23 protein-coding genes are annotated in these 21,168 nt (G+C 60.7%); 18 read left to right on the forward strand and 5 right to left on the reverse strand.

The features are described 5' to 3' along the window. Position 1: 1 nt before the first annotated feature. From ABNT42_RS13350 to ABNT42_RS13420, 15 genes are all read left to right on the forward strand, one after another. A complete protein-coding gene (locus ABNT42_RS13350; RefSeq protein WP_348697681.1) occupies positions 2–1,231 on the forward strand; it encodes a type II secretion system F family protein in 1,230 nt (409 codons plus the stop codon). Continuing rightward, positions 1,231–1,761, forward strand: coding sequence for a type II secretion system protein (locus ABNT42_RS13355; protein WP_348697683.1), 531 nt, complete (start codon positions 1,231–1,233; stop codon positions 1,759–1,761). The genes ABNT42_RS13350 and ABNT42_RS13355 overlap by 1 nt, the downstream gene beginning before the upstream one ends. A 33-nt stretch (positions 1,762–1,794) precedes the next feature. Beyond that, positions 1,795–2,265, forward strand: coding sequence for a type II secretion system protein (locus ABNT42_RS13360; protein ID WP_348697685.1), 471 nt, complete (start codon positions 1,795–1,797; stop codon positions 2,263–2,265). 24 nt (positions 2,266–2,289) lie between these two features. Beyond that, positions 2,290–2,835: a GspH/FimT family pseudopilin gene (locus ABNT42_RS13365; protein ID WP_348697686.1), complete on the forward strand. Its 546-nt coding sequence runs from the start codon at positions 2,290–2,292 to the stop codon at positions 2,833–2,835. Further along, positions 2,825–3,406 carry a hypothetical protein gene (locus ABNT42_RS13370; protein ID WP_348697687.1) on the forward strand — a complete coding sequence of 194 codons (582 nt, stop codon included), beginning with the start codon at positions 2,825–2,827 and terminating at the stop codon, positions 3,404–3,406. The genes ABNT42_RS13365 and ABNT42_RS13370 overlap by 11 nt, the downstream gene beginning before the upstream one ends. Then, positions 3,403–4,233 carry a prepilin-type N-terminal cleavage/methylation domain-containing protein gene (locus tag ABNT42_RS13375; protein WP_348697689.1) on the forward strand — a complete coding sequence of 277 codons (831 nt, stop codon included), beginning with the start codon at positions 3,403–3,405 and terminating at the stop codon, positions 4,231–4,233. Before ABNT42_RS13370 ends, ABNT42_RS13375 begins: the two co-directional genes overlap by 4 nt. Then, positions 4,230–4,661, forward strand: a complete 432-nt coding sequence (locus ABNT42_RS13380) for an agglutinin biogenesis protein MshP (protein ID WP_348697691.1) — start codon at positions 4,230–4,232, stop codon at positions 4,659–4,661. The genes ABNT42_RS13375 and ABNT42_RS13380 overlap by 4 nt, the downstream gene beginning before the upstream one ends. 3 nt (positions 4,662–4,664) lie before the next feature. Beyond that, entirely contained in the window at positions 4,665–7,775 is a 3,111-nt protein-coding gene (locus ABNT42_RS13385; RefSeq protein ID WP_348697693.1) for a DUF6701 domain-containing protein, read from the forward strand. A 149-nt stretch (positions 7,776–7,924) separates the two neighbouring features. Then, positions 7,925–8,869, forward strand: coding sequence for an agglutinin biogenesis protein MshI (locus tag ABNT42_RS13390; protein ID WP_348697695.1), 945 nt, complete (start codon positions 7,925–7,927; stop codon positions 8,867–8,869). Further along, positions 8,866–9,531: a PilN domain-containing protein gene (locus ABNT42_RS13395; protein ID WP_348697697.1), complete on the forward strand. Its 666-nt coding sequence runs from the start codon at positions 8,866–8,868 to the stop codon at positions 9,529–9,531. Before ABNT42_RS13390 ends, ABNT42_RS13395 begins: the two co-directional genes overlap by 4 nt. Beyond that, positions 9,528–10,214: a type II secretion system protein GspM gene (gspM, locus tag ABNT42_RS13400; protein ID WP_348697699.1), complete on the forward strand. Its 687-nt coding sequence runs from the start codon at positions 9,528–9,530 to the stop codon at positions 10,212–10,214. The genes ABNT42_RS13395 and gspM overlap by 4 nt, the downstream gene beginning before the upstream one ends. After that, entirely contained in the window at positions 10,199–10,576 is a 378-nt protein-coding gene (locus tag ABNT42_RS13405) for an MSHA biogenesis protein MshK (protein ID WP_348697700.1), read from the forward strand. The genes gspM and ABNT42_RS13405 overlap by 16 nt, the downstream gene beginning before the upstream one ends. A 17-nt stretch (positions 10,577–10,593) precedes the next feature. Beyond that, on the forward strand, positions 10,594–12,381 hold the full coding sequence (gene mshL / locus ABNT42_RS13410) for a pilus (MSHA type) biogenesis protein MshL (RefSeq protein WP_348697703.1): 1,788 nt from the start codon (positions 10,594–10,596) through the stop codon (positions 12,379–12,381). Next, entirely contained in the window at positions 12,382–13,269 is an 888-nt protein-coding gene (locus tag ABNT42_RS13415) for an AAA family ATPase (protein ID WP_348697705.1), read from the forward strand. After that, the gene (locus ABNT42_RS13420; protein WP_348697707.1) at positions 13,266–14,555 is read left to right on the forward strand and encodes a tetratricopeptide repeat protein; all 1,290 of its coding nucleotides are present in this window, start codon (positions 13,266–13,268) and stop codon (positions 14,553–14,555) included. Before ABNT42_RS13415 ends, ABNT42_RS13420 begins: the two co-directional genes overlap by 4 nt. A 52-nt stretch (positions 14,556–14,607) precedes the next feature. Here the strand turns inward: ABNT42_RS13420 and ABNT42_RS13425 are convergent, their stop codons facing one another. From ABNT42_RS13425 to ABNT42_RS13435, 3 genes are read right to left on the reverse strand one after another with little or no spacing between them, the layout of a single operon-like run. After that, positions 14,608–15,558, reverse strand: coding sequence for an HD domain-containing phosphohydrolase (locus ABNT42_RS13425; RefSeq protein WP_348697708.1), 951 nt, complete (start codon positions 15,556–15,558; stop codon positions 14,608–14,610). A 17-nt stretch (positions 15,559–15,575) separates the two neighbouring features. Further along, complete coding sequence (locus ABNT42_RS13430) at positions 15,576–16,751, reverse strand: pyridoxal phosphate-dependent aminotransferase (protein ID WP_348697710.1); 1,176 nt, start codon at positions 16,749–16,751, stop codon at positions 15,576–15,578. Between the two features lie 37 nt (positions 16,752–16,788). Further along, complete coding sequence (locus ABNT42_RS13435) at positions 16,789–17,250, reverse strand: putative toxin-antitoxin system toxin component, PIN family (protein WP_348697712.1); 462 nt, start codon at positions 17,248–17,250, stop codon at positions 16,789–16,791. 35 nt (positions 17,251–17,285) lie between these two features. On the opposite strand from ABNT42_RS13435, the gene yaaA reads away from it, so the two are divergent. Further along, complete coding sequence (gene yaaA / locus ABNT42_RS13440; RefSeq protein ID WP_348697714.1) at positions 17,286–18,056, forward strand: peroxide stress protein YaaA; 771 nt, start codon at positions 17,286–17,288, stop codon at positions 18,054–18,056. Between the two features lie 112 nt (positions 18,057–18,168). Here yaaA and ABNT42_RS13445 read toward each other — a convergent pair whose 3' ends face one another. After that, positions 18,169–18,969: an outer membrane protein assembly factor BamD gene (locus ABNT42_RS13445; RefSeq protein ID WP_348697715.1), complete on the reverse strand. Its 801-nt coding sequence runs from the start codon at positions 18,967–18,969 to the stop codon at positions 18,169–18,171. A 105-nt stretch (positions 18,970–19,074) separates the two neighbouring features. Between ABNT42_RS13445 and ABNT42_RS13450 the strand changes: the two genes are divergently transcribed. After that, positions 19,075–20,079 carry an RluA family pseudouridine synthase gene (locus tag ABNT42_RS13450; RefSeq protein WP_348698110.1) on the forward strand — a complete coding sequence of 335 codons (1,005 nt, stop codon included), beginning with the start codon at positions 19,075–19,077 and terminating at the stop codon, positions 20,077–20,079. Beyond that, complete coding sequence (pgeF, locus tag ABNT42_RS13455; protein WP_348697717.1) at positions 20,079–20,870, forward strand: peptidoglycan editing factor PgeF; 792 nt, start codon at positions 20,079–20,081, stop codon at positions 20,868–20,870. Before ABNT42_RS13450 ends, pgeF begins: the two co-directional genes overlap by 1 nt. A 17-nt stretch (positions 20,871–20,887) precedes the next feature. Here the strand turns inward: pgeF and ABNT42_RS13460 are convergent, their stop codons facing one another. Further along, positions 20,888–21,151 (reverse strand): hypothetical protein, encoded by a 264-nt coding sequence (locus tag ABNT42_RS13460; RefSeq protein ID WP_348697719.1) that lies wholly within the window; start codon positions 21,149–21,151, stop codon positions 20,888–20,890. Positions 21,152–21,168 lie beyond the last annotated feature (17 nt).

Consider the following 21,168-nt stretch of genomic DNA (forward strand, 5'->3'; position numbering starts at 1 on the left):
AGTGCCGTATTTCTCCTACAAGGCGCGCAATGCGCGTGGTGAACTGTTGCAGGGCGTGATGGAAGGGGCCGATAGCGGCGCCGTGGCCAACCAGCTGGCCAGTGCCGGCGCGACTCCCGTGCAGATTACCCTGACGCGTGGCGGTGCCACGCCTAAAGGCGATGGCGGCATGCGCAAGCTGTTTGCCCGGCCGGTGACGGCCATGGATGTGCAGCTGTTCAGCCGCCAGATCTACACGCTGCTGAAATCCGGTGTGCCCATCATGCGCGGGCTGGCCGGCCTGCAGGAATCCGCTATCAACCCCAGTTTCGGCGCGATCATCAAGGACTTGCGCGAATCGCTCGATGCCGGCCGCGAGCTGTCGGTGGCGATGCGGCGCCATCCCAAAGTGTTCAGCGAGTTCTATCTGTCCATGGTGCGGGTGGGCGAGATGACGGGCCGGCTGGAAGAAGTGTTTCTGCGCCTGTTCGACCATCTGGAGTTCGAGCGCGAAATGCGCGCCCGCGTAAAAAGTGCCACGCGCTATCCCATCTTCGTGATGGCGGCGATGACGATTGCCATCGTGATTGTGAATATTTTCGTGATCCCCCAGTTCGTCAAGGTGTTCGAGAGCTTCCATGCCGAGCTGCCCATCATGACCCGTCTGCTGATCGCCAGTTCTGCCTTCATGGTGGAGTACTGGATGCAGCTGGCCGTGCTGCTGGCGGGGGCCTTCGTGGGATTGCGCGCATGGATCAGTACTAGCGAGGGCCGGTTCCGCTGGGATCGCCTCAAGCTGAGATTTCCCATTGCGGGCAAGATCATCCAGAAAGCCACGCTGGCCCGCTTTGCCCGCAGTTTCGCCCTGTCCAGCCGCAGCGGCGTGCCCATCGTGCAGGCCCTGACGGTGGTGTCGCAGACGGTGGATAACGCCTATCTGGGCCGGCGGGTGGAGCGCATGCGCGATAGCGTGGAACGGGGCGACAGCATCTTGCGTACGGCCATGGCCAGCCGCGTGTTCACGCCGGTGGTGATCCAGATGATTGCGGTGGGCGAAGAATCCGGCTCGCTCGACGAACTGATGGATGAGATTGCCCAGATGTACGAGCGCGAGGTGGATTACGAACTGAAAACGCTGGCGGCACAGATCGAGCCGATACTGATTACCTTCCTCGGCCTGCTGGTGCTGGTGCTGGCGCTGGGTATTTTTGTGCCGATCTGGGATCTGGGCAAAGTGGCGTTGCCGCACTGATGCGCAGAAACGGCCACAGTCTGCTGGAGTTTGCCATTGCGGTGAGCGTGTTTGCGCTGCTGCTGGCCGTGCTTCTCGATAAGCTGGGTTTCTATCAGCAGCGCGGCGAACAGGTGGCCGTCAAGGCACTTCAGATCAATTTGCGGGCGGCGCTGGCAGGGCAGGTGGCGACCTTGCAGGCGCGCGGACGCGAGCAGGAAATCGCGGGACTGGCCGGGGCCAATCCCGTGCAGTGGCTGGAACGCCCGCCCGCTGGCTACGCTGGCGAGCTGAGCGCTGCACAGGCTGCGGGGCTGGCAGCTGGCAGCTGGTATTTCGATCCAATGCTGCACCAGCTGGTTTATGTGCGGAGTGAGCAAGAAACTGGTTTAAATAATGCTGCTAGGAATATATGTTTCAGAGTAGAATTGCTGGGCATGCCCTCGAAAATTGCCCATGCCGAGACTAAGCCCGTACAGCTGACGGAGCTGGAGCTCACCGAAGTAAACGATTGCCGGACGCCGCCACTATCCGCTGCGACGCGTCGCTAAAGTTGATTTTAATAGTTAGGTCTGGAGATTTACATGCAAATTCAAGCAGCACGCAATAATAGTCTGGCTTCGCAGCAAAGCGGCTTCACCCTGATCGAGCTGATCGTGGTGATCGTCATCCTCGGTATTCTGGCTGCCACGGCATTGCCACGCTTTGCCGGTCTGGGCGCCGATGCGCGTCTGGCTAAAATGCAGGGGGCCCGTGCCGCCATCGTCAGTGCTTCGAATATGTACCACGGCCGCTGGCTGGCAGCCGGTTCGCCTTCGACCGGAACTTCTACCTATGACGCAGCAGGTAGTTTCACCGGCGTCGTGGTAGATAACACCACCGGCTATCCGACTTTTGCCGGGATGGCGGCTGCGGTAGGTACCGCTGATTATGCGGGTAGTTTTGCCACGGATGGTGTGTTGATTCCGGACGCTGCCCACACGGGTTGCTCGGTCACCTATGTGCCGGCGACGGGCACCGTGACTATCGCCGCCACCGCCACCACCTGCCAGTAAGCGAGCGAACCTGCGCCTAGCGGCATGAATACTGTCAAGCAGCCGCGTCACCGCTGGTGGCGTGCTGCCGGCTTTACGCTGGTGGAACTGGTACTGGTGATCGTGGTGCTGGGTATTATGGCCGGCGTGGCAGCGCCACGCTTTTTCGAGCGCAAGGCTTTCGATGCGGCGGCCTACGCGGACCAGCTGAAGACGCTGCTGCGCTACGCCCAGAAGACTGCCATTGCTCAGGGGCGACCCGTGTATGTGCGGGTCAATAGCAGCGGCATCATCCTCGCTTACGATGTGTTCTTTTTGTTGAACGTTACGGCGCCCGGGAACCAGAATAGCGGCTCGGCCGCTACCGTGGCCTTCTGCGCCAACAGCAGCCGCGCCTGCGAAGGGGTACCGTCCGGCCTGACCCTGAGTGGTGGCACCAGCTTTTATTTCGATGCAACGGGCAGGCCTTTCCTGATGGCTGATACCGCGCCCACGCTGAATTCCACGTTTTCCACACTGAACATGAGCTTGAGCGGTGATGGCAGCACCCGTACCATCAGCGTAACGGCGGAGACGGGTTATGTCCACTAAGCGCGTACTGACAGTCCAGCGTGGCATCGGTCTGGTCGAGCTGATCATGTTTATCGTGATCGTCAGTATCGCCGTGCTGGGCATCCTGCAGGTGCTGGGCAACAGCGCGCGCAATAGCGCCGATCCCATGCAGCGCAAGCAGGCACTGGCCATTGCCGAAAGCCTGATGGAAGAAGTCCGGCTGGCCCATTTCAGCTATTGCGACGGGGCTGACCCTGCAGCCGAGCTGCCAACGACAGTGAGTCCCGCCAACTGCACCATCCCCGAAGGGGTAGGGCCGGAAGACGGCAATACACGGCCGTATGACAACGTCAATGATTACGTCAGCGCATTCGGTACGCCGACCACTTATACGACCGACGCTGCTGGTAATAATTTCCCCAATGGCTATACCGCCACGGTCACCATTAACCCTGATGCGGGACTGGGGCCGGCCGGCGCCAAGCTGGGTTCCGACGCCACGCCTGCCAATATGAACGTGCTGCGGATTACCGTCAGCGTGAGTTTCCCTAGCGGCGAAGCCATTGTGCTTGATGGCTACCGTACCCGTTATGCGCCGAGGTCGATATGAATCGGCAGCGCGGTTTTACGCTCATCGAGATCATCATCGTGGTGGTGATCACGGGCATACTGGCCAGTATGGTGGCGATGTTCCTCAAGACGCCGGTGCAGAATTATGTCGATACCGCGGCCCGTGCCGAACTGACCGATGTGGCTGATCTGGCTTTGCGCCGGCTGTCGCGCGAAGTGCGTCTGGCTTTGCCGAACAGCGTGTACGTTTCACCGGACCGGCGCATGCTGCAGTTCCTGCTGGTGAAAACGGGCGGGCGCTACGTCGATATCAATGACGCGCCTCCTGCCAGCCTGCTGCCACTGGATTTCAGTCCTACCGCCAGCAAGTCGTTCGATATCGCCGGCGCTGCGCCGACCGGACGCCAGCAGATACTGGTGAATGATTACATCGTGGTATTCAATGTGGGCACGGCACCGGCCGACGCCTATACCAGTGGCAATATTGCCCGCATCACCGCCGTGTCCGGTACCCGCATCACGCTGGCAAATAATCCATTTGCGACGGCTTCGCCCAGCATGCCGTCGCCGACCAGCCGCTTTCAGGTGGTGACGGGCACGGTAACCTATGTCTGCACGCCCGTGGCCGGTGGTGGCGGTACGCTGGTGCGCAATTACAGTACCTCGATCTTCGGCCCGAACGGGCTGGGGGCACCGCCGTATGGCACGCCGGCGCTGCTGGCGGAAAAAGTCTCGGGCTGCGCTTTCGATTACACCGTGCTGGCCAATACCAATGCGGCGCTGGTAGGCATGTCGCTGACGCTGGCCCGCCCGAACGGCGAGCAGATCAGCCTGTCGCGTCAGGTTCACGTGGATAATACGCCATGATCGCTTCCTTCCGGCAGCTGCGCCAGCGCGGCTTTTCCATTGTGACGGCACTGTTTCTGGTGGTGGTGCTGACCGGGCTGGCCGTGGCCGTGCTCACCCTGAGCACGGGACAGCAGACCAGCACGGCACAGGATCTGCTGGGTGCCCGTGCCTATGAGGCGGCACGGGCCGGGGTGGAATATGGCTTGTACCAGAATCTGGTGAATGGCAGTTGCCCGGCCAGCCAGACGGTTCTGGCAGGGGGCACTCTGTCCGTGTTCACGGTGACGTTGACCTGCAGCGTGGCTGCCACGCCCGGCATGGGCAGCAGCCTGAATGTGACGACGCTGACAGCGACCGCCTGTAATATCCCCCTATCCGGCGCCTGTCCGAACGGTCTCACGGCCAGTTCCGACTATGTGCGCCGTACTGTTACCGTGCAATTCTAGGCTATGGACCGATACGCTATCTTCCCTCGACTGCTGGGCAACTGGCTGCGCCGCACGCTGCTGCTGGCCGGTCTGCTGTGGACGGGCAGTGCGCTGGCCGATACCCCGATCAAGCTATTCAAGAGTTTTGCCGGTAATGTAAGCTTTACCGGTACGCAGAAATCCATGCGTACCAAGGACAATAATAATGGTCCCTGCGCCGTCAATACGGGCACCTTGAATATGGTGCTGAACGGCGTGCCGGCCGGTGCCACCATACTCAATGCCCAGCTGTACTGGGCCGGCTCGAATTCGTCGCCAGACTATACGGTGAATTTCGATGGGACGGATGTGACGGCACTGCCTAACCGTAGTTTTACTTCGCAGGCCGTGGGGCTGGATTTCTTTGCTGGCGGCTACGATGTGACCACTCAGGTCAAGGCCAAGGGGAATGCCACTTACACGGTAGGCGGGCTGGGGATCAATTCCAGCAGTCCTTACTGCAATAATCAGACTGTGCTGGGCGGCTTTCAGTTGCTGGTGGTGTATTCGCATTCCAGCGAGACCTTCCGTGTGCTGAATATTTACGAAGGCTTCCAGTCCATGCAGTACTCCAGCCAGATTCTGACGCTGGCAAACTTCAAGATACCCTCGCCCATCGGCAGCCTGACGGGGCGTATCGGCCACATTACGTGGGAGGGCGATAACACGCTGTCCGGCGGTGGCGAGATCCTGCGCTATAACCGCGTGGAAGTTGTTGATGCGATGAATCCGTCCGGCAACCAGTTTAATTCTGCCAGCAACATCAATAACGATAATGCCTCCTACGGCATAGACTTCGATGCTTACACGGTCGCCTCGCCGGTGATACAGGCGGGCCAGACGTCGGCGCGCAGCGATTATCAGGCCGGACAGGATCTGGTGTTGCTGAATGCCGAAGTGATTGCTGCACCGAATGTGCCTGCCACCGATCATGGCGTGACGATGACGCTGCAGACACCGCTGCAGCCTTCGCAGGCCAGCAATTACCTGATCAACGTGGTCAATAACGGACCGATGGCCGAAGGCGGTCCTATCAAGGTGGTGGATGTCTTGCCGGCATCGCTGATCTTTGTCAGTGCCAGCGGCACGGGCTGGTCCTGCAGTAATTCCGGTCAGACCGTCACCTGTTTGTATTCAGCCAGTGTGCCGGCAGGGACTCTGCTGCCGACGATTACCTTGCGCGTGACCGCGGCGGCCGCTGCATCGGGTCTGATCACGAACAGCGCAACCGTCAGCGGGCCGCTGTATGACTATTACGATGGCAATGATACGTCTACCGTCAGTACGTCGGTGGGGGCGGTGGCCATCGCGCCGACCTATGGTTTTACCGATAGTGTCTGTCTCAACGGTTTGCCGTTCGGCGATCCCGGCCAGAGTTGCAAGCTGATCGACTTCAATGCCCAGCAGAATCTGGCCAATGACCAGATTCCCATGTATCTGACCTATCTGGTGTCGAATGTGCCCACCGCCGTGGCCAGCAGCGATAGCACCATCAAGCTGAAATATGCACTGGCTTGCCATGATCCGGTGCAGGATGCCGGTGTGCATGCCAGCTTCACCAAGAATCGCGGCAGCAAAGTGACACTGCCGCTGTGCTCGCGTTCGGGGGCTTTGCCGGGGGCGAGCTCGTCTTACTGGACCAGCCTGAATGATGTGGTTTTCAAAGGCGGCACGGCCAGTTCCTCCGATTACTATGTCTTCCAGTATGCCGACGTGGGGCGTGTCGAATTCTTCGTCAGTGATGCGCAGGCGCGGCTGGGAACCAGCAGTGCTTTTGTGGAGCGGCCGGAGAGTTTGCTGCTGGTGCCGCCCGCTGGTAACAGGGCACAGAATCCTGCTACCGTCAGTGATCCTGAATTTATTGCGGCCGGGGCCAGCTTCTCCATGAGTGTGCAGGCACTGTTGTATGGCGGCGGGCTGGCGCCTAACTTCGGCAAGGAGTCCACTCCCATTCAGGTGACGCTGGTGGCGAAGCCGGCAACGGACAGCACGGGCGCGCGCCTGAGCGATATGGTCGATGCCGGTGCCAATCCGGAAGATCCGCTGGTGTTCAATGGCAGCTTCGGTGCGTTCAGCGGCGGGGTGGCTAGCGGTTCGGCTTTCTCGTATGGCGACGTGGGTGTGCTGGAACTGACTCCCGTGCTCAGCGTGGGTTCTGATACAAATGTGAGCTATCTGGGCACGGGCATCATACCGGCTGATGCTGTCAACGTGGGACGATTTGTTCCAGATCATTTTAAGACGGTAGTCACCGCGCCCATGGTCTGCGATCCGAACGGCATGAGCTGTCCCGCCACGGTGAATGGCATGGCGTATTCGGGCCAGCCTTTTACTGTGCAGGTGGTAGCGCAGAACTTGCAGAACAACACCACCAAGAATTATCGGGGCGCGCTGGCGCGACCCGTACAATTATCGGCCTACTCGGCGCCGGGGAGTACCACCACGGCCAATCCGCCTGCCTCGCCGAGCGGCGCTGCGCTGACCGTCAATAATCTGACCGCCGCCAGCTTCGCACAAGGCAGTGCTAGCGGCAATCCCGTCTACACATTACCCAATCCGTTTGTCGCCACTGCGCCGTATGCGAAGAATTGGGTGCCGCCTACCATGGTGTATCTCCGTGCCGCCGAAACGGGTAGCAGCAGCGATGGCGTGACTTCGCTGCGTACCGATGCCGAGGAGGGCGGGGTGGCCGTGGTGGCGGGCCGCCTGCTGGTGCCGAATGCCTATGGCTCGTCCAAACTGCCGTTGCCGCTGCAATTGTCTGCCCAGTATTACGGCGCTACCAGCCGTAGCGGCGTGGCCAGCTATTCATGGCGCGCCAACCCTAGCGACAGCGACACCAGCATTACGCTGGCCAGCGCGCTACAGTATTCCAGCTGTCTGGTGGCCTGTCCCACGCTAGCTAGCGGCGCCGCGGCCAGCCTGACCATGAATGCCGGTCTGGCCAGCACCAGCCTGAAAGCAGGCAGCAGCAGTGCGAAGAGCGGGGCTAACGTGAAGGTAACGGGGCCGACATGGCTGCCGACGTCGCAAGGGCGTGTGACGTTCGGTGTTTACCGCAGTCCGGTGATCTTCTTGCGGGAAGTGTATTGAATCAGCCTCATTTTGTTCCGCTTGGTGACAGAAAGTAATCAAACTTGCACCTAGCCTTAAAAATCCGGCAACTGAGCCATGAAACTTGAATATAATCAAGGATGTGTGGCGATTATTGAAAGCAGCACCTAATCATTTGAGAACTTCGGATGCGTTTATTCGGAAAAGCAGGTAACAAGAGCGGCTGGATGGCCCTAGTGCTGACGGCGGACGGCGTGCAGGCGGTCGCCATCGAGCGCCGTACCGGTAGTCAGCCGCGCGTGCAACTGGCGCAGAGTTATACGGCGCCTAGCGGCTATCCGGGCTCGATACTGTTCCGCGTGGCGCGCGATCTGCATGCTGCCAACTACCATTGCACCACGCTGCTCGGTAGTGGTGCCTACCAGTTGCTGCTGGTGGAGGCGCCCAATGTGCCCGCCGCGGAAATGAAGGCGGCGCTGGGCTGGCGCGTCAAGGATATGATCGACTTCCCGCTGGAAGAAGCCACGCTGGACATGGCGTTGCTGCCACCGCCGCAGAACAGCAATGCGCTCAATGCCCAGGCGTTTGCCGTAGTGGCGCGCAATAGCATACTGGCGCCTCATCAGCAGATCTTCTGGGATAACAAGGTGGCGCTGGATGCCATCGATATCGACGAAATGGCGCAACGGAATATTTCCGCGCTGCTGGAGCCGGAAGGACGCGGCGTGGCCATGCTGTCCTTCGATGCCGATGGCGGACTGCTGACGGTGAGCTATAACGGTGAACTGTATCTGGCACGTCGCATGGATATCAACCTCAACCAGCTGCTTGATAGCGATGCGGACCGCTTGCAGAATCTGCATGACCGCATCACGCTGGAACTGCAGCGCTCGCTCGACCACTTCGAGCGCCAGTTCTCCTTCGTTACCATCGCCAAGCTGGTGCTGACGGCAGTGGGCAATGGCGAGCTGCGCAATTATCTGGCCGCCAATCTCTATCTGCCGGTGGAACAACTGGATCTGTCCACCGTGCTGGAACTGGACGATGTGCCGGATCTGCAGCAGGCTGACCAACAGCGTATCTACCTGCGCGCCATCGGCGCCGCTCTGCGCATGGCGGAGGTGGCAGCATGAGCCAGCAGATCAATCTCTACAATCCCGCCTTCGAGCCGCAGAAGAATTACGCCACCACGCCGGCTGTGGTGGGCGTCGTGCTGGCAACGCTGCTGGTACTGGCTGTGCTGATCGGGCAGGCTAAAAGCCAGCTGTCGGAATCGAATGCACTGGCGCAGCAGGTCAAGGCGCAGCTGGATGCGCGTGAAGCCGCCAGAACGGCCGCGACGGCCGCTTTCGTGGCGCCGCGCAAGAGCGAAGCACTGCAGCGCGAACTGGAGCAGAGCAGCAGCACACTGACTAACCTGCAGAAAGTTGCCGGCATACTCGATCAGGGCCAGACTAGCAGTGTGCATGGCTACTCGCCGTATTTTCGCGCGCTGGCGCGCCGCACGAGCGATGGGCTGTGGCTGACTGGCGTGCAGATACAGGGGAATGGCGATAGCATAGGCTTGCAGGGGCGGGCGCTGAAAGCGGGCTTGCTGCCGCCGTATCTAGCGGGTCTATCGGCAGAAACGGTTTTACGGGGCAAGAAATTTGCCCAGCTGGATCTGCATGAACCCGTGGCCAGCGCTGCGGCTTCGGCCTCGGCCTTGGCCAGTAGCCGTGTGGCGCCCCGGTTTGTTGAATTCAGTCTGCAGTCCTCGGACGCTGACGTGGCAGGCAAGGCGGTGCAACCATGATGGCGTACTGGAAGAAATTCGATGCGTGGCTGATGGCGCTGACGCTGCGCGAGCGCGTGCTGGGCATGCTGTGCGCCGTACTGGTGCTGGGTTATCTGGGCTATCAGCTGCAGCTGGCGCCTATGTACCGGCAGAATGCCAGCCTGCGCGACACCATCCAGCAACAGCGCCAGCAGATGGCTGCCATCGATTCGGAACTGGCGCAACTGGCGGCCGCCGCCAAACGTGATCCGGATCAGGAACTGCGCCGCCAGCTGGCCAGTGTACAGGCGGATAGCACGGCCTTGCGCGAGAAATTGCGCGCCGCACAGAAGGGGCTGGTTGCGCCCGAGCGTATGGGACCGCTGCTGCAACAAATGGTCAACGGTCACGGCAAGCTGCGCCTGCTGTCACTCAAAACGCTGGCGCCGCAAGGCACGACGGATGGACAATTCCTCGCGCCGGAAGCCGGTGAAGCGCGCGAGGCGCAAAGCAAGACCGCGCCGCTGCTGTACCGCCACGGGGTTCAGGTAGTGTTGCAGGGGAGCTATCTGGATATGATCACGTATCTGGAAGCACTGGAAGCCATGCCGCAGCAGCTGTTCTGGGGCAATGCCGCGCTGGATGCTAGCGGCGACGGCGCAGCGCGGCTGAGTCTGACGCTATATACCCTGAGTCTGGATTCGAAATGGATAGCACTATGAAGCGCCTGCTGGGTGTGATGGGGCTGGCCCTGCCGTTGCTGGCAGGTGCCCAGCAGTTGCAGGACCCCACCCGTGCTCCGGCCGGATTGACGGCGGCCGCCGCGGCGGCAGGTGCGGTGGAAGGAGAGGGCGTGCCAGCTGCGCCGCGTCTGCAATCGATACTGATCGGTGCGGCGCCCAACAACCGGCGGCTGGCCGTGATCGATGGCGTGACGGTGACGCAGGGCGGCAAATTTGCCGATGCGGTCGTGGAGCGTATCAATGATAATTCAGTAGTGCTGCGACGTGGCAAACTGCGGGAAACCCTGATCCTGTTTCCCCAGACTCCGGGTGGCCTGCATGCAAGCGGGAATAAACGATGACTAACTACGAGCGTTACATGCAAAAGATGATCTACTGGGCAGGCGTGCTGGGCGCGTCGGCCATGCTGGCAGCCTGCCAGACGCAAGCGCCACGCGACACCTACAACAGCATCGATCAGCAGCTCAAGGCAGCGGCCACTTCGGCCCGTGCGCCGGCGGCGACGCCAGCTGCGGTCGAAGCGGCGCTGCTGCCGCCGGCAGCGAGCACGCTGGCAGCAGAATTGCCGAAGGCCCGTACGGTCATGGAAGAACGCTTCAATGTTTCGTTCAATCAGGTGCCGGTACAGCAGTTTTTCAATTCCATCGTGGCGGGCACGCGCTACAACATGCTGGTGCATCCTGACGTAACGGGCAATATCTCCGCCAACCTGAAGGATGTTACGCTGTTCGAAGCGCTCGATGCCGTGCGCGAAATGTATGGCTATGACTACAAGGTGGAAGGCACGCGCATCTACATCCGCCCGCTGACCATGCAGACGCGAATTTTCCAGGTCAACTATCTGAGCGCCAGCCGCAAGGGCACTTCGAATGTGCGGGTTTCTTCCACTTCGGTCAATACCGTCGGCAGTGTGGTGTCGGGGCAGGGCGGCAGCAGCGGCAATAACGGTCTGGGCGGGAGTCAGGGTAATCAGCCCCAGCAGCCTGGACAGAACCAGCAGTACGCAATGGAAGATGCCAGCAATGTGAAGACTGCGTCGGCCACGGATTTCTGGACCGAGCTGAAAGATGCACTGGTGGCTCTGGTGGGAGGCACGGGCGATGGCCGCAGCGTGGTGATCAGCCCGCAGTCGGGCGTGGTGGTGGTACGTGCCATGCCGGAACAGTTGCGCGGTGTCGAGCAGTATCTGAAAGCGACCCGTCTCGCAGTAGAGCGGCAGGTGATACTGGAAGCCAAGATTCTGGAAGTGCAGCTGAATAGCGGCTACCAGAGCGGCGTCAACTGGGCCAGCTTTGCTTCCTTCGGCGGTGGCGGCAGCAACCGCGTGTCCGGCGGCGTCATTGCGCCCGGCACTAGTCTGGCACCACTGCCTGCCGCTGGCGGCCAGCCGCCAGTGATGAGCAGTGGTGGTACGGCTGGTATCAGCGCCAGTGCTGGTTATACGCTGGCGAATTCCGCTAACAATGCCGGTACGCTGTTCGGCATGGCTTTCCAGACCAGTAATTTCGCTGCCATGATTTCCTTCCTGGAGTCGCAAGGTTCGGTACATGTGCTGTCCAGCCCGCGTATCGCGACCATGAACAACCAGAAGGCCGTGCTGAAAATCGGTACCGACGAGTTCTATGTGACGGGCGTGAGTACCACCACCAATTCCAATGTGAGCGGCAATACCACTAGCCCGAATGTGACGCTGCAACCTTTCTTCTCCGGCGTGGTGCTGGATGTGACGCCGCAGATTGATGAAGACGGCAACATCATGCTGCACGTGCACCCGTCGGTTAGCCAGGTTTCCACCATCAACAAGGTGGTCAATCTGGGCGCTGCCGGCTCGCTGCAACTGCCGCTGGCCGCTTCCAGCACTTCGGAAATGGATAGCATGGTGCGTGGTCAGGATGGCCGTATTGTCGCCATTGGTGGTCTGATGCGTCAGGCCGCCGTGTCCGATAACTCGCAGGCACCCGGTCTGGGCGATGTGCCGGTGGTCGGCGGCTTGTTCCGCAATACCGAGCGCACCATGCAGAAGCGTGAACTGGTCGTGCTGATCAAGCCTACCATCGTAGACGGTGCGGCCAGCTATGCGCAGGAACTCGACGAAGCCAGCCGCCGTATCGAACAGCTGGCGCCGCGCAACGGGGGACGCAAGTAAATGTATCAGGCGCACTTCGGTCTGAGCGAGATGCCTTTTGGCATTACGCCAGACACCAGTTTCTTTTTCACCAGTCCGCATTCCCAGCAGGCCCTGAATACCTTGCTGGTCGCGGCGCGCAGCGGTGAGGGCTTCATCAAGATTACTGGCGAAGTGGGCACCGGTAAGACTCTGCTGTGCCGCAAGTTCATGGCGTCGCTGGGCGCCGGCTTTGTGACGGCGTATATTCCGAATCCGTATCTGGAACCGCGCACTCTGATGCTGGCACTGGCCGACGAGCTGGAGCTACCGCTGCAGCGCGATGTGGACCAGCACCAGTTGCTCAAGTCGCTGACGCTGCGCCTGATGGAACTGGCGCGCGAAGACAAGCAGGTGGTGCTGTGCCTCGATGAGGCGCAGGCCATACCGCTGGAAAGTCTGGAAGCGCTGCGCCTGCTGACCAATCTGGAAACGGAAAAGCGCAAGCTGCTACAGATCGTGCTGTTCGGCCAGCCGGAACTGAACCAGCATCTGCAGGCAAATTCCATTCGCCAGCTGGCCCAGCGCATCACTTTTCACTATCACCTCGGGCCTTTGACGCGCGACGACATGGAGTACTATCTTGCCCATCGTCTGCGTGTGGCAGGCTACACGGGAAGCCGGCTGTTCAGTCGAGGTGCCATCAGCAGTCTGTTCAAGGCCAGCGGCGGGATACCCCGGCTGATCAATATTATGGCCAACAAGGCTTTGATGGTATGTTACGGCGAAGGTAAGCAGCAGGTATCGAAACGCCATGTAGGACTGGCGGCCAGCGATACGGTAAGCAGCGATAGACGCTGGTTATGGTGGCTGGCCGGGCTGGTAGTAGCTGCGGCTACGGGCGGACTGACTTGGGCGTTGATGAAATGAGTTTGATAAACAAGATGTTACAGGACCTCGATGCGCGCGGTGGCAGCGCTGATGGCGGCTTGCGCCAGCAGCAGTTGCACGCGGTCGAGATCCAGTCGGAGCGCAGTGGCAAGCTGCGGCTGGCTACCATTGCACTCGCGGTGGTGGCGCTGGGCGGTGCCGGCTGGTATGGCTGGCACTACTGGCAGGGCCAGCGGCTTGCCCATGCGGTCGGTCTGGCGGCAGCACCTCAGCCTGCGGTGGCGCCAGTTGCCGCCCCTAGCCAGCCTGTAGCCAGTGCAGTAGCTGCGGCGGTGGTGGAAGCCAGTGCTGCGCCTACCCCAGCCGCTAGCGCCATGGCTGCGGCTGCGCTTGTGCCGGCTGCGGCGCAATCCGCTGCACTGGTGGCTACGGCACAAGTATCAGCTTCTGCACCAGCAACGGCGCCGGCGGCACAGGCTCCCGCCGCGTCGCCAGCAACAGCAGCCGCGCCGGCGCCAGCGGGTACACTGAAGGCAGCGCCAGCGCCAGCGCCAGCGGCAACCGCTGCGGTGGCGGCACAAGCTCCGCACGGCGTCCCTGTCAAAGCGGCGTCAGCTGCTATGCCGGTCGTTGCGGCCCCGGCCAGTGGCGCGGGCGCCGTGCCAGCCAAAGTGGCCGCTACCCGCAAGGGGGCAGCCAGTGCCAGCCGTAGCAACGAGGAAATGGGCGAAGCAGGTACCATCACCCATAATCTGAGCCCCAAGCTGATGGCCGAGAATACTTACCGGCGCGGGCTGGTAGCGCTGCAGGAAGGCCGCACGCATGCGGCGCTGGGCGATTTCGAACGGGCGCTGGAAATCGATCCGCGCAACGAAGCTGCCCGTCAGACCTACATCAGCCTGCTGTTGGAAAATAAGCGCAACGACGACGCCGTGCGCCAGCTAAGGCTGGCACTGGGCATCGATCCGCGCCAGCCGGGACTGGCGATGATACTGGCCCGTCTGCAACTGGAAAAAGGCGGACCGGCGCTGCAGACCCTGATGACCACGCTGCCTTACGCGGGCGGCAATCCCGAATATCAGGCCTTCCTCGCGGGCGTGCTGCAGCGCGAGCAGCGCCATGCTGAAGCGGCCCAGCACTATCGCAATGCCCTGCAGCTGACGCCCCAGAATGGGGTCTGGTGGATGGGGCTAGGTATTTCACTGCAGGCCGATAATCATCCCGGCGAAGCGCGCGAAGCCTTCCGCCGTGCCCGCGCAGCGAACGGCCTGTCGGCCGAACTGCAGACCTTTATCGACCGCAAGCTCGACGCACTGTCGCGCTGATCGCTGGCCGGCTGGCCGTAGTGCTGCCGGCGGCGCGGATCTGCGACGGGTGTTACAGGGCAGCCACTTCGCCCCAGATCTGTTTCATGCTGAAGCGCAGCGCCACTTCATCTTCACTTAGGGGGGCAACGATGCTGCTGTCCGGATGGCTGCTGCTGCGCAGTTGCGGGCTGGCGAAGGCGCTTCCATCGGCGCTGCGCAGACTGGTGATAGGCTGGCCGCCGCTGGCATCATGCCGTCCACTGACCACCCCTAGTTCGCCATTCTGCAGGCGCACCAGCGTGCCGGGCGGGTAATCGCCCAGTTCCAGCCGGAATAGTTGCAGCAGTTCGGGATCGACCGGTGCCTGCCGGTCCTGCTGTAGATTGCGCAGTGCCTGATCGGGGGCGATGGAGCGGCGGTAGTTGCGGGCCGAAACCTGCGCGCAGTAACGATCGGCCAGACTGAGCAGCTTGGCGTTGCGCGTTACTTCCGGACTGGCAATGCCGGCTGGATAACCGCTACCGTCATCGTTTTCGTGGTGCAGCAACACGCAGGAGATCCATTCGTCATCTTCGATGCCCACATGCTTGAGCAGGTTGACGCTTTCTTCCGGATGGCGCCGGATCACCGCCATTTCCTCGTGACTGAGGGCAGAGTGCTTGTGCTGGAAACTCTCGTTATGGCGCAGCATACCCACATTCATGGTCAGCGCGGCGGCAGCCAGCGTCTGGATATGGGTTTCGTCCAGCGGCAGGCCGCGCGCAGCGATGATGGTAACGATGGCTGTTTCGATACAGTGGCGCACGGCGTAGCTGCCGGCGATCTGGCATAGCAGGATGCTGGCCAGTGCGACATCGGGCTGGATTTCCACCGCCTGCAAGACTTCCAGCGCAATCGCCCGGATTTCGCTTTCTGCCTGATGTTCGTTGCGCAGATTATGCAGCAGCTTCTCCAGCCGCTGGTTGGATAGGTTCAGCCGGCGCAGCACCGAAGGTGCGGCGGCCGCCGTAGTCTCGCTCATGATGCCATGTCCCCGATTTATATTTTTTGCAATCGCTCTAAGGCGAGAGTCAGTGTTTCATCTTTTTTGGCAAAACAGAAGCGCACGATGCCGGATTCCTTGCCCTGCTGGTAAAACGCCGACACCGGGATGGCCGCCACTTTGATTTCCGTGGTCAGCCATTCGGCAAACTCCGCTTCTGTCTGTCCGGAGATTTTATCGTATCGCACGCACTGGAAGTAGGTTCCGTCGGCTGGCAGCAACTCGAAACGCGAGCCGTGCAGACCAGCGCGGAACAGATCGCGCTTGCGCTGGTAGAAAGCGGGCAGTTGCAGATATGGTGAAGGATCTGCCATGTAGGCGGCCAGACCATGCTGCATGGGCGTATTCACGGTGAACACGTTGTACTGGTGCACCTTGCGGAACTCGGCCATCAGGCTGGCCGGTGCTGCCACGTAGCCGACCTTCCAGCCGGTGACGTGGTAAGTTTTGCCGAAGCTGGAAACGACGAAGGCGCGCGCGGCCAGTTCCGGATAGCGGCAGACCGATTCGTGGCGGGCGCCGTCGTACACCATGTGTTCATATACTTCGTCCGACAGCAGCAGGATGTCGGTGCCGCGCACAATCTCGGCCAGCGCCTGCAGATCGCTGGCGCGCAGTACGCTGCCGGTAGGGTTGTGCGGGGTGTTGATGATGATCAGGCGGGTACGGGGCGTGACGGCCGCGGCCACTTTGGTCCACGGTACGCTGTAGCCCTGCGCGCCCGTTTCCATCTGTACCAGCACCGGCACGCCACCGGACAGGGTAATCGCCGGCACATAGCTGTCGTAAGTCGGTTCGATGACGATCACTTCGTCGCCCGGATGGACGCAGCACAGGATGGCCGTAGTCAGCGCCTGCGTGGCGCCGGCCGTGACGGTGATCTCGCGTTCTACATCATACTGATGGCCGTACAGGCTGGCGACCTTGGCGACGATGGCCTGCCGCAGCACGGGGGCGCCGCTCATCATCGGATACTGGTTGAAATCCGCCTGCATCGCATCGTTGACGGCCTGTATCAGGCTGCGTTCGCAGGCAAAATCAGGAAAGCCCTGTCCCAGATTGACGGCATTGGCCTGCACGGCCAGTGCCGACATGCGGGTAAATACGGTGGTGCCTACGGCAGGCAGGCGGCTTTGCAGGACGGGCGTGGTCGGGGCGGCAGTATGGCTCATGGGTAGGACGGGACAGTGATCGGGATGGTGGTCGATTCTAGCTCAGCGCTTCGCAGGCTTCCAGTGTCCATGCCTCCGGCACGAGGACTTTGAACATGCCGGCGCGACTGAGGCGCTTAGCCAGTTTGAGCAGGGCCTTGTCCTTGGTGATGAGAACGCTGGCGCCAGCGTCACGGGCTATTTCCAGAAATTTCTGGTCGGCGCGGTCTTTGCAGACGGGCAGGAGCAGTGGCGAGGTCTCCGGCGCCACCACTTTAATCAGCTGATCGAAGCGCGCCGCAGCTATCGGCCGGTTGCTGTCATCCAGCGGCAGATGAGGGTAGCGCAGCACGATATGGTATTCGTCGCGGCAGTCGGAACGGGTCACGGCTTCCACCGCGCCGCTCTCCAGCGCCGCGACTAGTGCGCCCCAGCGCGGGTCGCGGAACACGAACAGGTCGAGGCAGACATTGGTATCGATGACAATGCGCGGGATGGCTTTCTGTGGAACGGGTATCATGTTGCTGTTTTGTATTTATGTTGATGTGAAATTTTATGCTGATAGTGCTTTCGCCTGCCAAAAGTCTCGATCTGGAGACGCCTCCGACCACCAGACTGCATACCGAACCTGATTTTCTCGACCATTCTGCCCAGTTAATCGAGCGTCTGCGCGAACTGTCGCCGCAGGAGTTGGGCGAACTGATGGAACTGTCCGACAACCTGTCTGCCCTGAACGTCGCGCGCTATGCTAGCTGGAGCCGCGATACCAGCGAAGGCCGTCAGGCAGTGATGGCCTTCAATGGCGACGTGTACGCAGGACTGGACGCACGCAGCCTGAAGCCGGCCCAGCTAGCCTACACCCAGAACCATGTGCGCATACTGTCCGGCCTGTATGGCCTGCTGCGCCCGCTAGACCTGATCCATGCCCACCGGCTGGAAATGGGCACCAGCCTGAGCAACCCGCGCGGCAAGGACCTGTACGCTTTCTGGGGCGACACCATCACCGACGCGATCAACCGCACGGCGGCCGAGCAGGGCGCCACCACGCTGGTGAATCTGGCTTCCACCGAATACTTCAAATCGGTACGGCCGAAAAAACTGGCCCTGCCGGTGATTACGCCCCAGTTCGAAGACTGGAAAGGCGGAAAATACAAGATCATTTCCTTCTACGCCAAGCGGGCCCGTGGTCTGATGGCGCGCTACGCGGCCATCAAGAATATTCGCGATCCGCAGAAACTGAAGAAATTCGACCTCGACGGCTATGCCTATGACGCCAAGGATTCGACGGAAAAAACGTGGATATTCCGCCGCAAAGTGGCCGAGTAAATCTTTGTAAAGTCCGCTACCAGATGTAAAACGGGCTTACTACAGCCCGAAACTGCATAAAAAAACCGGGATGGTGATCCCGGTTTTCTCATTCAGCCTATGCGCTGGCAGCTTAGTTCCACAAGTGCCACCACTTGCGTTCAGCTTTTTTACCCTCATCCAGGAACTTGCTGGTGGGGTAGTTCAGCTTGAAAACGCGGGTGGTATCGTCGCGCAACTCCGTCATGCCCAGCTTGTCGTAGCTGCGGATCATGATGAACAGGGCTTCTTCGATGGCCGGCGAATCGCGGTAATCGTTCATGATGCCCATGGCGCGGTTGGCCGCAGCCAGATAGGCGCCACGACGGTAGTAGTAGCGCGCCACGTGCACTTCGTACGATGCCATGGCATTGACCAGATAACGCATACGGTCGATCGCATCTGGCGTATACTTGCTGTTCGGGAATTTCTCGACCAGTTGCTTGAATGCGGCAAATGCTTCGCGCGTCGCTTTCGGGTCGCGCTCGGTGGCATCCTGCTCGTAAATGAAGTTAAGGAAGCCGATCTGGTCGTTAAAGTTGATCAGGCCGCGCAGATAGTACATATAATCGACATTGGCGTGATTCGGGTGCAGCTTGATGAAGCGCTCGACCGCTGCCAGTGCCTGGGCCTGATCCTGCGATTTGTAATAGGCATAAGCGATCTGCATTTGCGCCTGCTGGGCGTAAGTGCCGAACGGATAGCTCGATTCCAGCTTCTCATACAACTGAATTGCACGTTCGTAGTGCTGACCTTCCAGCTCTTCGTTCGCCTCCGAGTATAATTTCGTAGCGCTCCAACCTTTCGTCTCGTCAGCCTTCTCCGAGAACAGACCGCAACCGGACAAACTAAGCAGAACAAACGTTGCTGCAACTACTGATAATTTTTTTTGCATAAGTTTTGCAAGAAGCTGTTTAACCAAAGTTTTACGAGGCTAATTATAGCCGATAGGATTACCGTGATATTAACTCCAAAGCCGAATTTGGCCGAATCTTCCGCCATGCCCGAAACCGCCACCGATCTGCTGCTCGACCACGACAGTGAATTCGGCGATGACGAGGATGGTCTGGCGCCCATCGAACTGAACCTCACCTCGGAAGTGTGTGGTCAGCGTCTGGACAAGGTCATTTCGCATCTGGTGCCGCAATTCTCCCGTGGCCGCCTGCAAATGTGGATTACCGACGGCTTCGTAACGGTCGACGGTAAAGTGGCCAAGAGCACCAAGGATACCGTCTACGGCGACGAGAAGATCGTCATTCTGCCCCAACCGGCGCCAGAAGACGAGGCTTTTAAGCCGGAGCCGATTCCGCTGAACATCGTTTATGAAGATGAACACCTGATCGTCATTAATAAACCGGCGGGTCTGGTGGTTCATCCAGGCAATGGCAACTGGTCCGGTACGCTGCTCAACGGCCTGCTGCACCACTGCCCGCAACTGGTTGGTGTACCGCGTGCGGGCATCGTACACCGGCTCGACAAGGATACTTCCGGCCTGATGGTGGTGGGCAAGACCCTGCCAGCCCAGACCGATCTGGTGCGCCAGTTGGCCGCCCGTACCGTCAAGCGCGAATACTTTGCGCTGGTGTGGGGCACGCCGCGTCTGAACGGCACCATCGACGCTTCGATGGGACGTCACCCGAAAGACCGCATCAAGATGGCGATTTCCACCAATTTCTCGGCCAAGCCCGCCATCACCCACTATCAGGTGCTGGCTTCGGGCGAGCTGGATCGCCGTCCCGTCAGTCTGGTGCAGTGCCGTCTGGAAACGGGCCGTACCCACCAGATCCGCGTGCACATGATGTCGATCGGCTTCTCGCTGGTGGGCGATGTGATGTACGGCAAGCAGCATCTGGCCAGCGTGTTCCCCCGTCAGGCGCTGCAGGCGCGCCGTCTGGGTCTGGTGCATCCGGCCACGGGCGAACAGTGCGAATGGCTGGTGCCGCTGGCGGACGACTTTGCCGAACTGATCGCCAAGGCCGGTATCGCCGAGCCGGAACAAGTCTGATGACGGGCAGCCCGCAATGGCTGGTGCCGGACTGGCCAGGTCTGCCTAACCGCGTCGGCGTGCTGTCCACTACCCGTCTGGGGGGCGTCAGTGCTGCGCCGTACGATGATGGTAGCGGGCAGGGCGGACTGAATCTGGGCACCCATGTGGGTGATGACGCTGCTCAGGTGGCGCGCAACCGTGCGCTGCTGGGCGCCGCCTTGCCTTCCGAGCCCGTCTGGCTGGAACAGGTGCATGGCACGCTGGTGGTCGATATCGCCACCGTGGCCGCAGGGCAGGTGCCGCAGGCGGATGCCTGCATTTCCTCCACGCGCGGCAAGGTCTGCGTGATCATGACGGCTGATTGCCTGCCCGTGCTGTTCTGCGATGCGCTGGGCAAGACGGTGGGCGCAGCCCATGCGGGCTGGCGCGGGCTGGCCGACGGTGTGCTGGAGCAGACTGTGGCGGCTATGCGCGATCAGGGCGCCTTAGGCATTACAGCATGGATGGGACCGGCCATCGGTCCTAGCCGTTTCGAAGTGGGAGCCGAAGTGCGCGAAATCTTCCAGCGCCATGCCGCCCATGCGGGCGGCGATGTGGAGGCCACGCTGGCCGCTTTCCAGCCCGTGGCAGGCAAAGCCGACAAATATCTGGCCGATATCTACGCGCTGGCGCGCCTGCGTTTGCGTGCGGCCGGGGTGCAGGCTGTGTATGGCGGTAGCGAATGCACTGCCAGCGATGGTGCGCGCTTCTATTCCTACCGGCGCGATGGCGTCACGGGCCGGCAAGGCTCGCTGATCTGGATCAAATGAAAAACCGCTGCTCGGACCTAGTCTCGGGCAGCATCCTGCGCTGCGGCTTGCTCAGTTTCCACCGAAGCCGCCAGCGCCTGTTGCGCTTCACGCGCCTCGCGCGCGGCCTGTTCCTCGGCCCGCCGGCGGGCTTTACGCTTGCCTGTGCCCGAAATGTAGATCAGGGTGCTCAGTGGCAACACGCAATAGAACAAAAACGTTACAATTCCCGCAACCACGGTGGGTTCGGTCAGTGCCATCAGGCCAACCACGTAAATCCAGGCTACAGCAACAATCAACATACGCAATCCAGGTAAAG

Source organism: Duganella fentianensis (genome assembly GCF_964031615.1).
In the GTDB taxonomy this organism is placed as follows: Bacteria; Pseudomonadota; Gammaproteobacteria; order Burkholderiales; family Burkholderiaceae_D; genus Rugamonas; species Rugamonas fentianensis_A.

What these genes read in the sequence shown, in the direction of transcription:
- ABNT42_RS13355 (WP_348697683.1), top strand. Translation starts at nt 1,231, where the DNA reads ATGCGCAGAAACGGCCACAGTCTGCTGGAGTTTGCCATTGCGGTGAGC.
- ABNT42_RS13360 (WP_348697685.1), top strand. Translation starts at nt 1,795, where the DNA reads ATGCAAATTCAAGCAGCACGCAATAATAGTCTGGCTTCGCAGCAAAGC.
- ABNT42_RS13365 (WP_348697686.1), top strand. Translation starts at nt 2,290, where the DNA reads ATGAATACTGTCAAGCAGCCGCGTCACCGCTGGTGGCGTGCTGCCGGC.
- ABNT42_RS13370 (WP_348697687.1), top strand. Translation starts at nt 2,825, where the DNA reads ATGTCCACTAAGCGCGTACTGACAGTCCAGCGTGGCATCGGTCTGGTC.
- ABNT42_RS13375 (WP_348697689.1), top strand. Translation starts at nt 3,403, where the DNA reads ATGAATCGGCAGCGCGGTTTTACGCTCATCGAGATCATCATCGTGGTG.
- ABNT42_RS13380 (WP_348697691.1), top strand. Translation starts at nt 4,230, where the DNA reads ATGATCGCTTCCTTCCGGCAGCTGCGCCAGCGCGGCTTTTCCATTGTG.
- ABNT42_RS13385 (WP_348697693.1), top strand. Translation starts at nt 4,665, where the DNA reads ATGGACCGATACGCTATCTTCCCTCGACTGCTGGGCAACTGGCTGCGC.
- ABNT42_RS13390 (WP_348697695.1), top strand. Translation starts at nt 7,925, where the DNA reads ATGCGTTTATTCGGAAAAGCAGGTAACAAGAGCGGCTGGATGGCCCTA.
- ABNT42_RS13395 (WP_348697697.1), top strand. Translation starts at nt 8,866, where the DNA reads ATGAGCCAGCAGATCAATCTCTACAATCCCGCCTTCGAGCCGCAGAAG.
- gspM (WP_348697699.1), top strand. Translation starts at nt 9,528, where the DNA reads ATGATGGCGTACTGGAAGAAATTCGATGCGTGGCTGATGGCGCTGACG.
- ABNT42_RS13405 (WP_348697700.1), top strand. Translation starts at nt 10,199, where the DNA reads ATGGATAGCACTATGAAGCGCCTGCTGGGTGTGATGGGGCTGGCCCTG.
- mshL (WP_348697703.1), top strand. Translation starts at nt 10,594, where the DNA reads ATGCAAAAGATGATCTACTGGGCAGGCGTGCTGGGCGCGTCGGCCATG.
- ABNT42_RS13415 (WP_348697705.1), top strand. Translation starts at nt 12,382, where the DNA reads ATGTATCAGGCGCACTTCGGTCTGAGCGAGATGCCTTTTGGCATTACG.
- ABNT42_RS13420 (WP_348697707.1), top strand. Translation starts at nt 13,266, where the DNA reads ATGAGTTTGATAAACAAGATGTTACAGGACCTCGATGCGCGCGGTGGC.
- ABNT42_RS13425 (WP_348697708.1), bottom strand. Translation starts at nt 15,558, where the DNA reads ATGAGCGAGACTACGGCGGCCGCCGCACCTTCGGTGCTGCGCCGGCTG.
- ABNT42_RS13430 (WP_348697710.1), bottom strand. Translation starts at nt 16,751, where the DNA reads ATGAGCCATACTGCCGCCCCGACCACGCCCGTCCTGCAAAGCCGCCTG.
- ABNT42_RS13435 (WP_348697712.1), bottom strand. Translation starts at nt 17,250, where the DNA reads ATGATACCCGTTCCACAGAAAGCCATCCCGCGCATTGTCATCGATACC.
- yaaA (WP_348697714.1), top strand. Translation starts at nt 17,286, where the DNA reads ATGCTGATAGTGCTTTCGCCTGCCAAAAGTCTCGATCTGGAGACGCCT.
- ABNT42_RS13445 (WP_348697715.1), bottom strand. Translation starts at nt 18,969, where the DNA reads ATGCAAAAAAAATTATCAGTAGTTGCAGCAACGTTTGTTCTGCTTAGT.
- ABNT42_RS13450 (WP_348698110.1), top strand. Translation starts at nt 19,075, where the DNA reads ATGCCCGAAACCGCCACCGATCTGCTGCTCGACCACGACAGTGAATTC.
- pgeF (WP_348697717.1), top strand. Translation starts at nt 20,079, where the DNA reads ATGACGGGCAGCCCGCAATGGCTGGTGCCGGACTGGCCAGGTCTGCCT.
- ABNT42_RS13460 (WP_348697719.1), bottom strand. Translation starts at nt 21,151, where the DNA reads ATGTTGATTGTTGCTGTAGCCTGGATTTACGTGGTTGGCCTGATGGCA.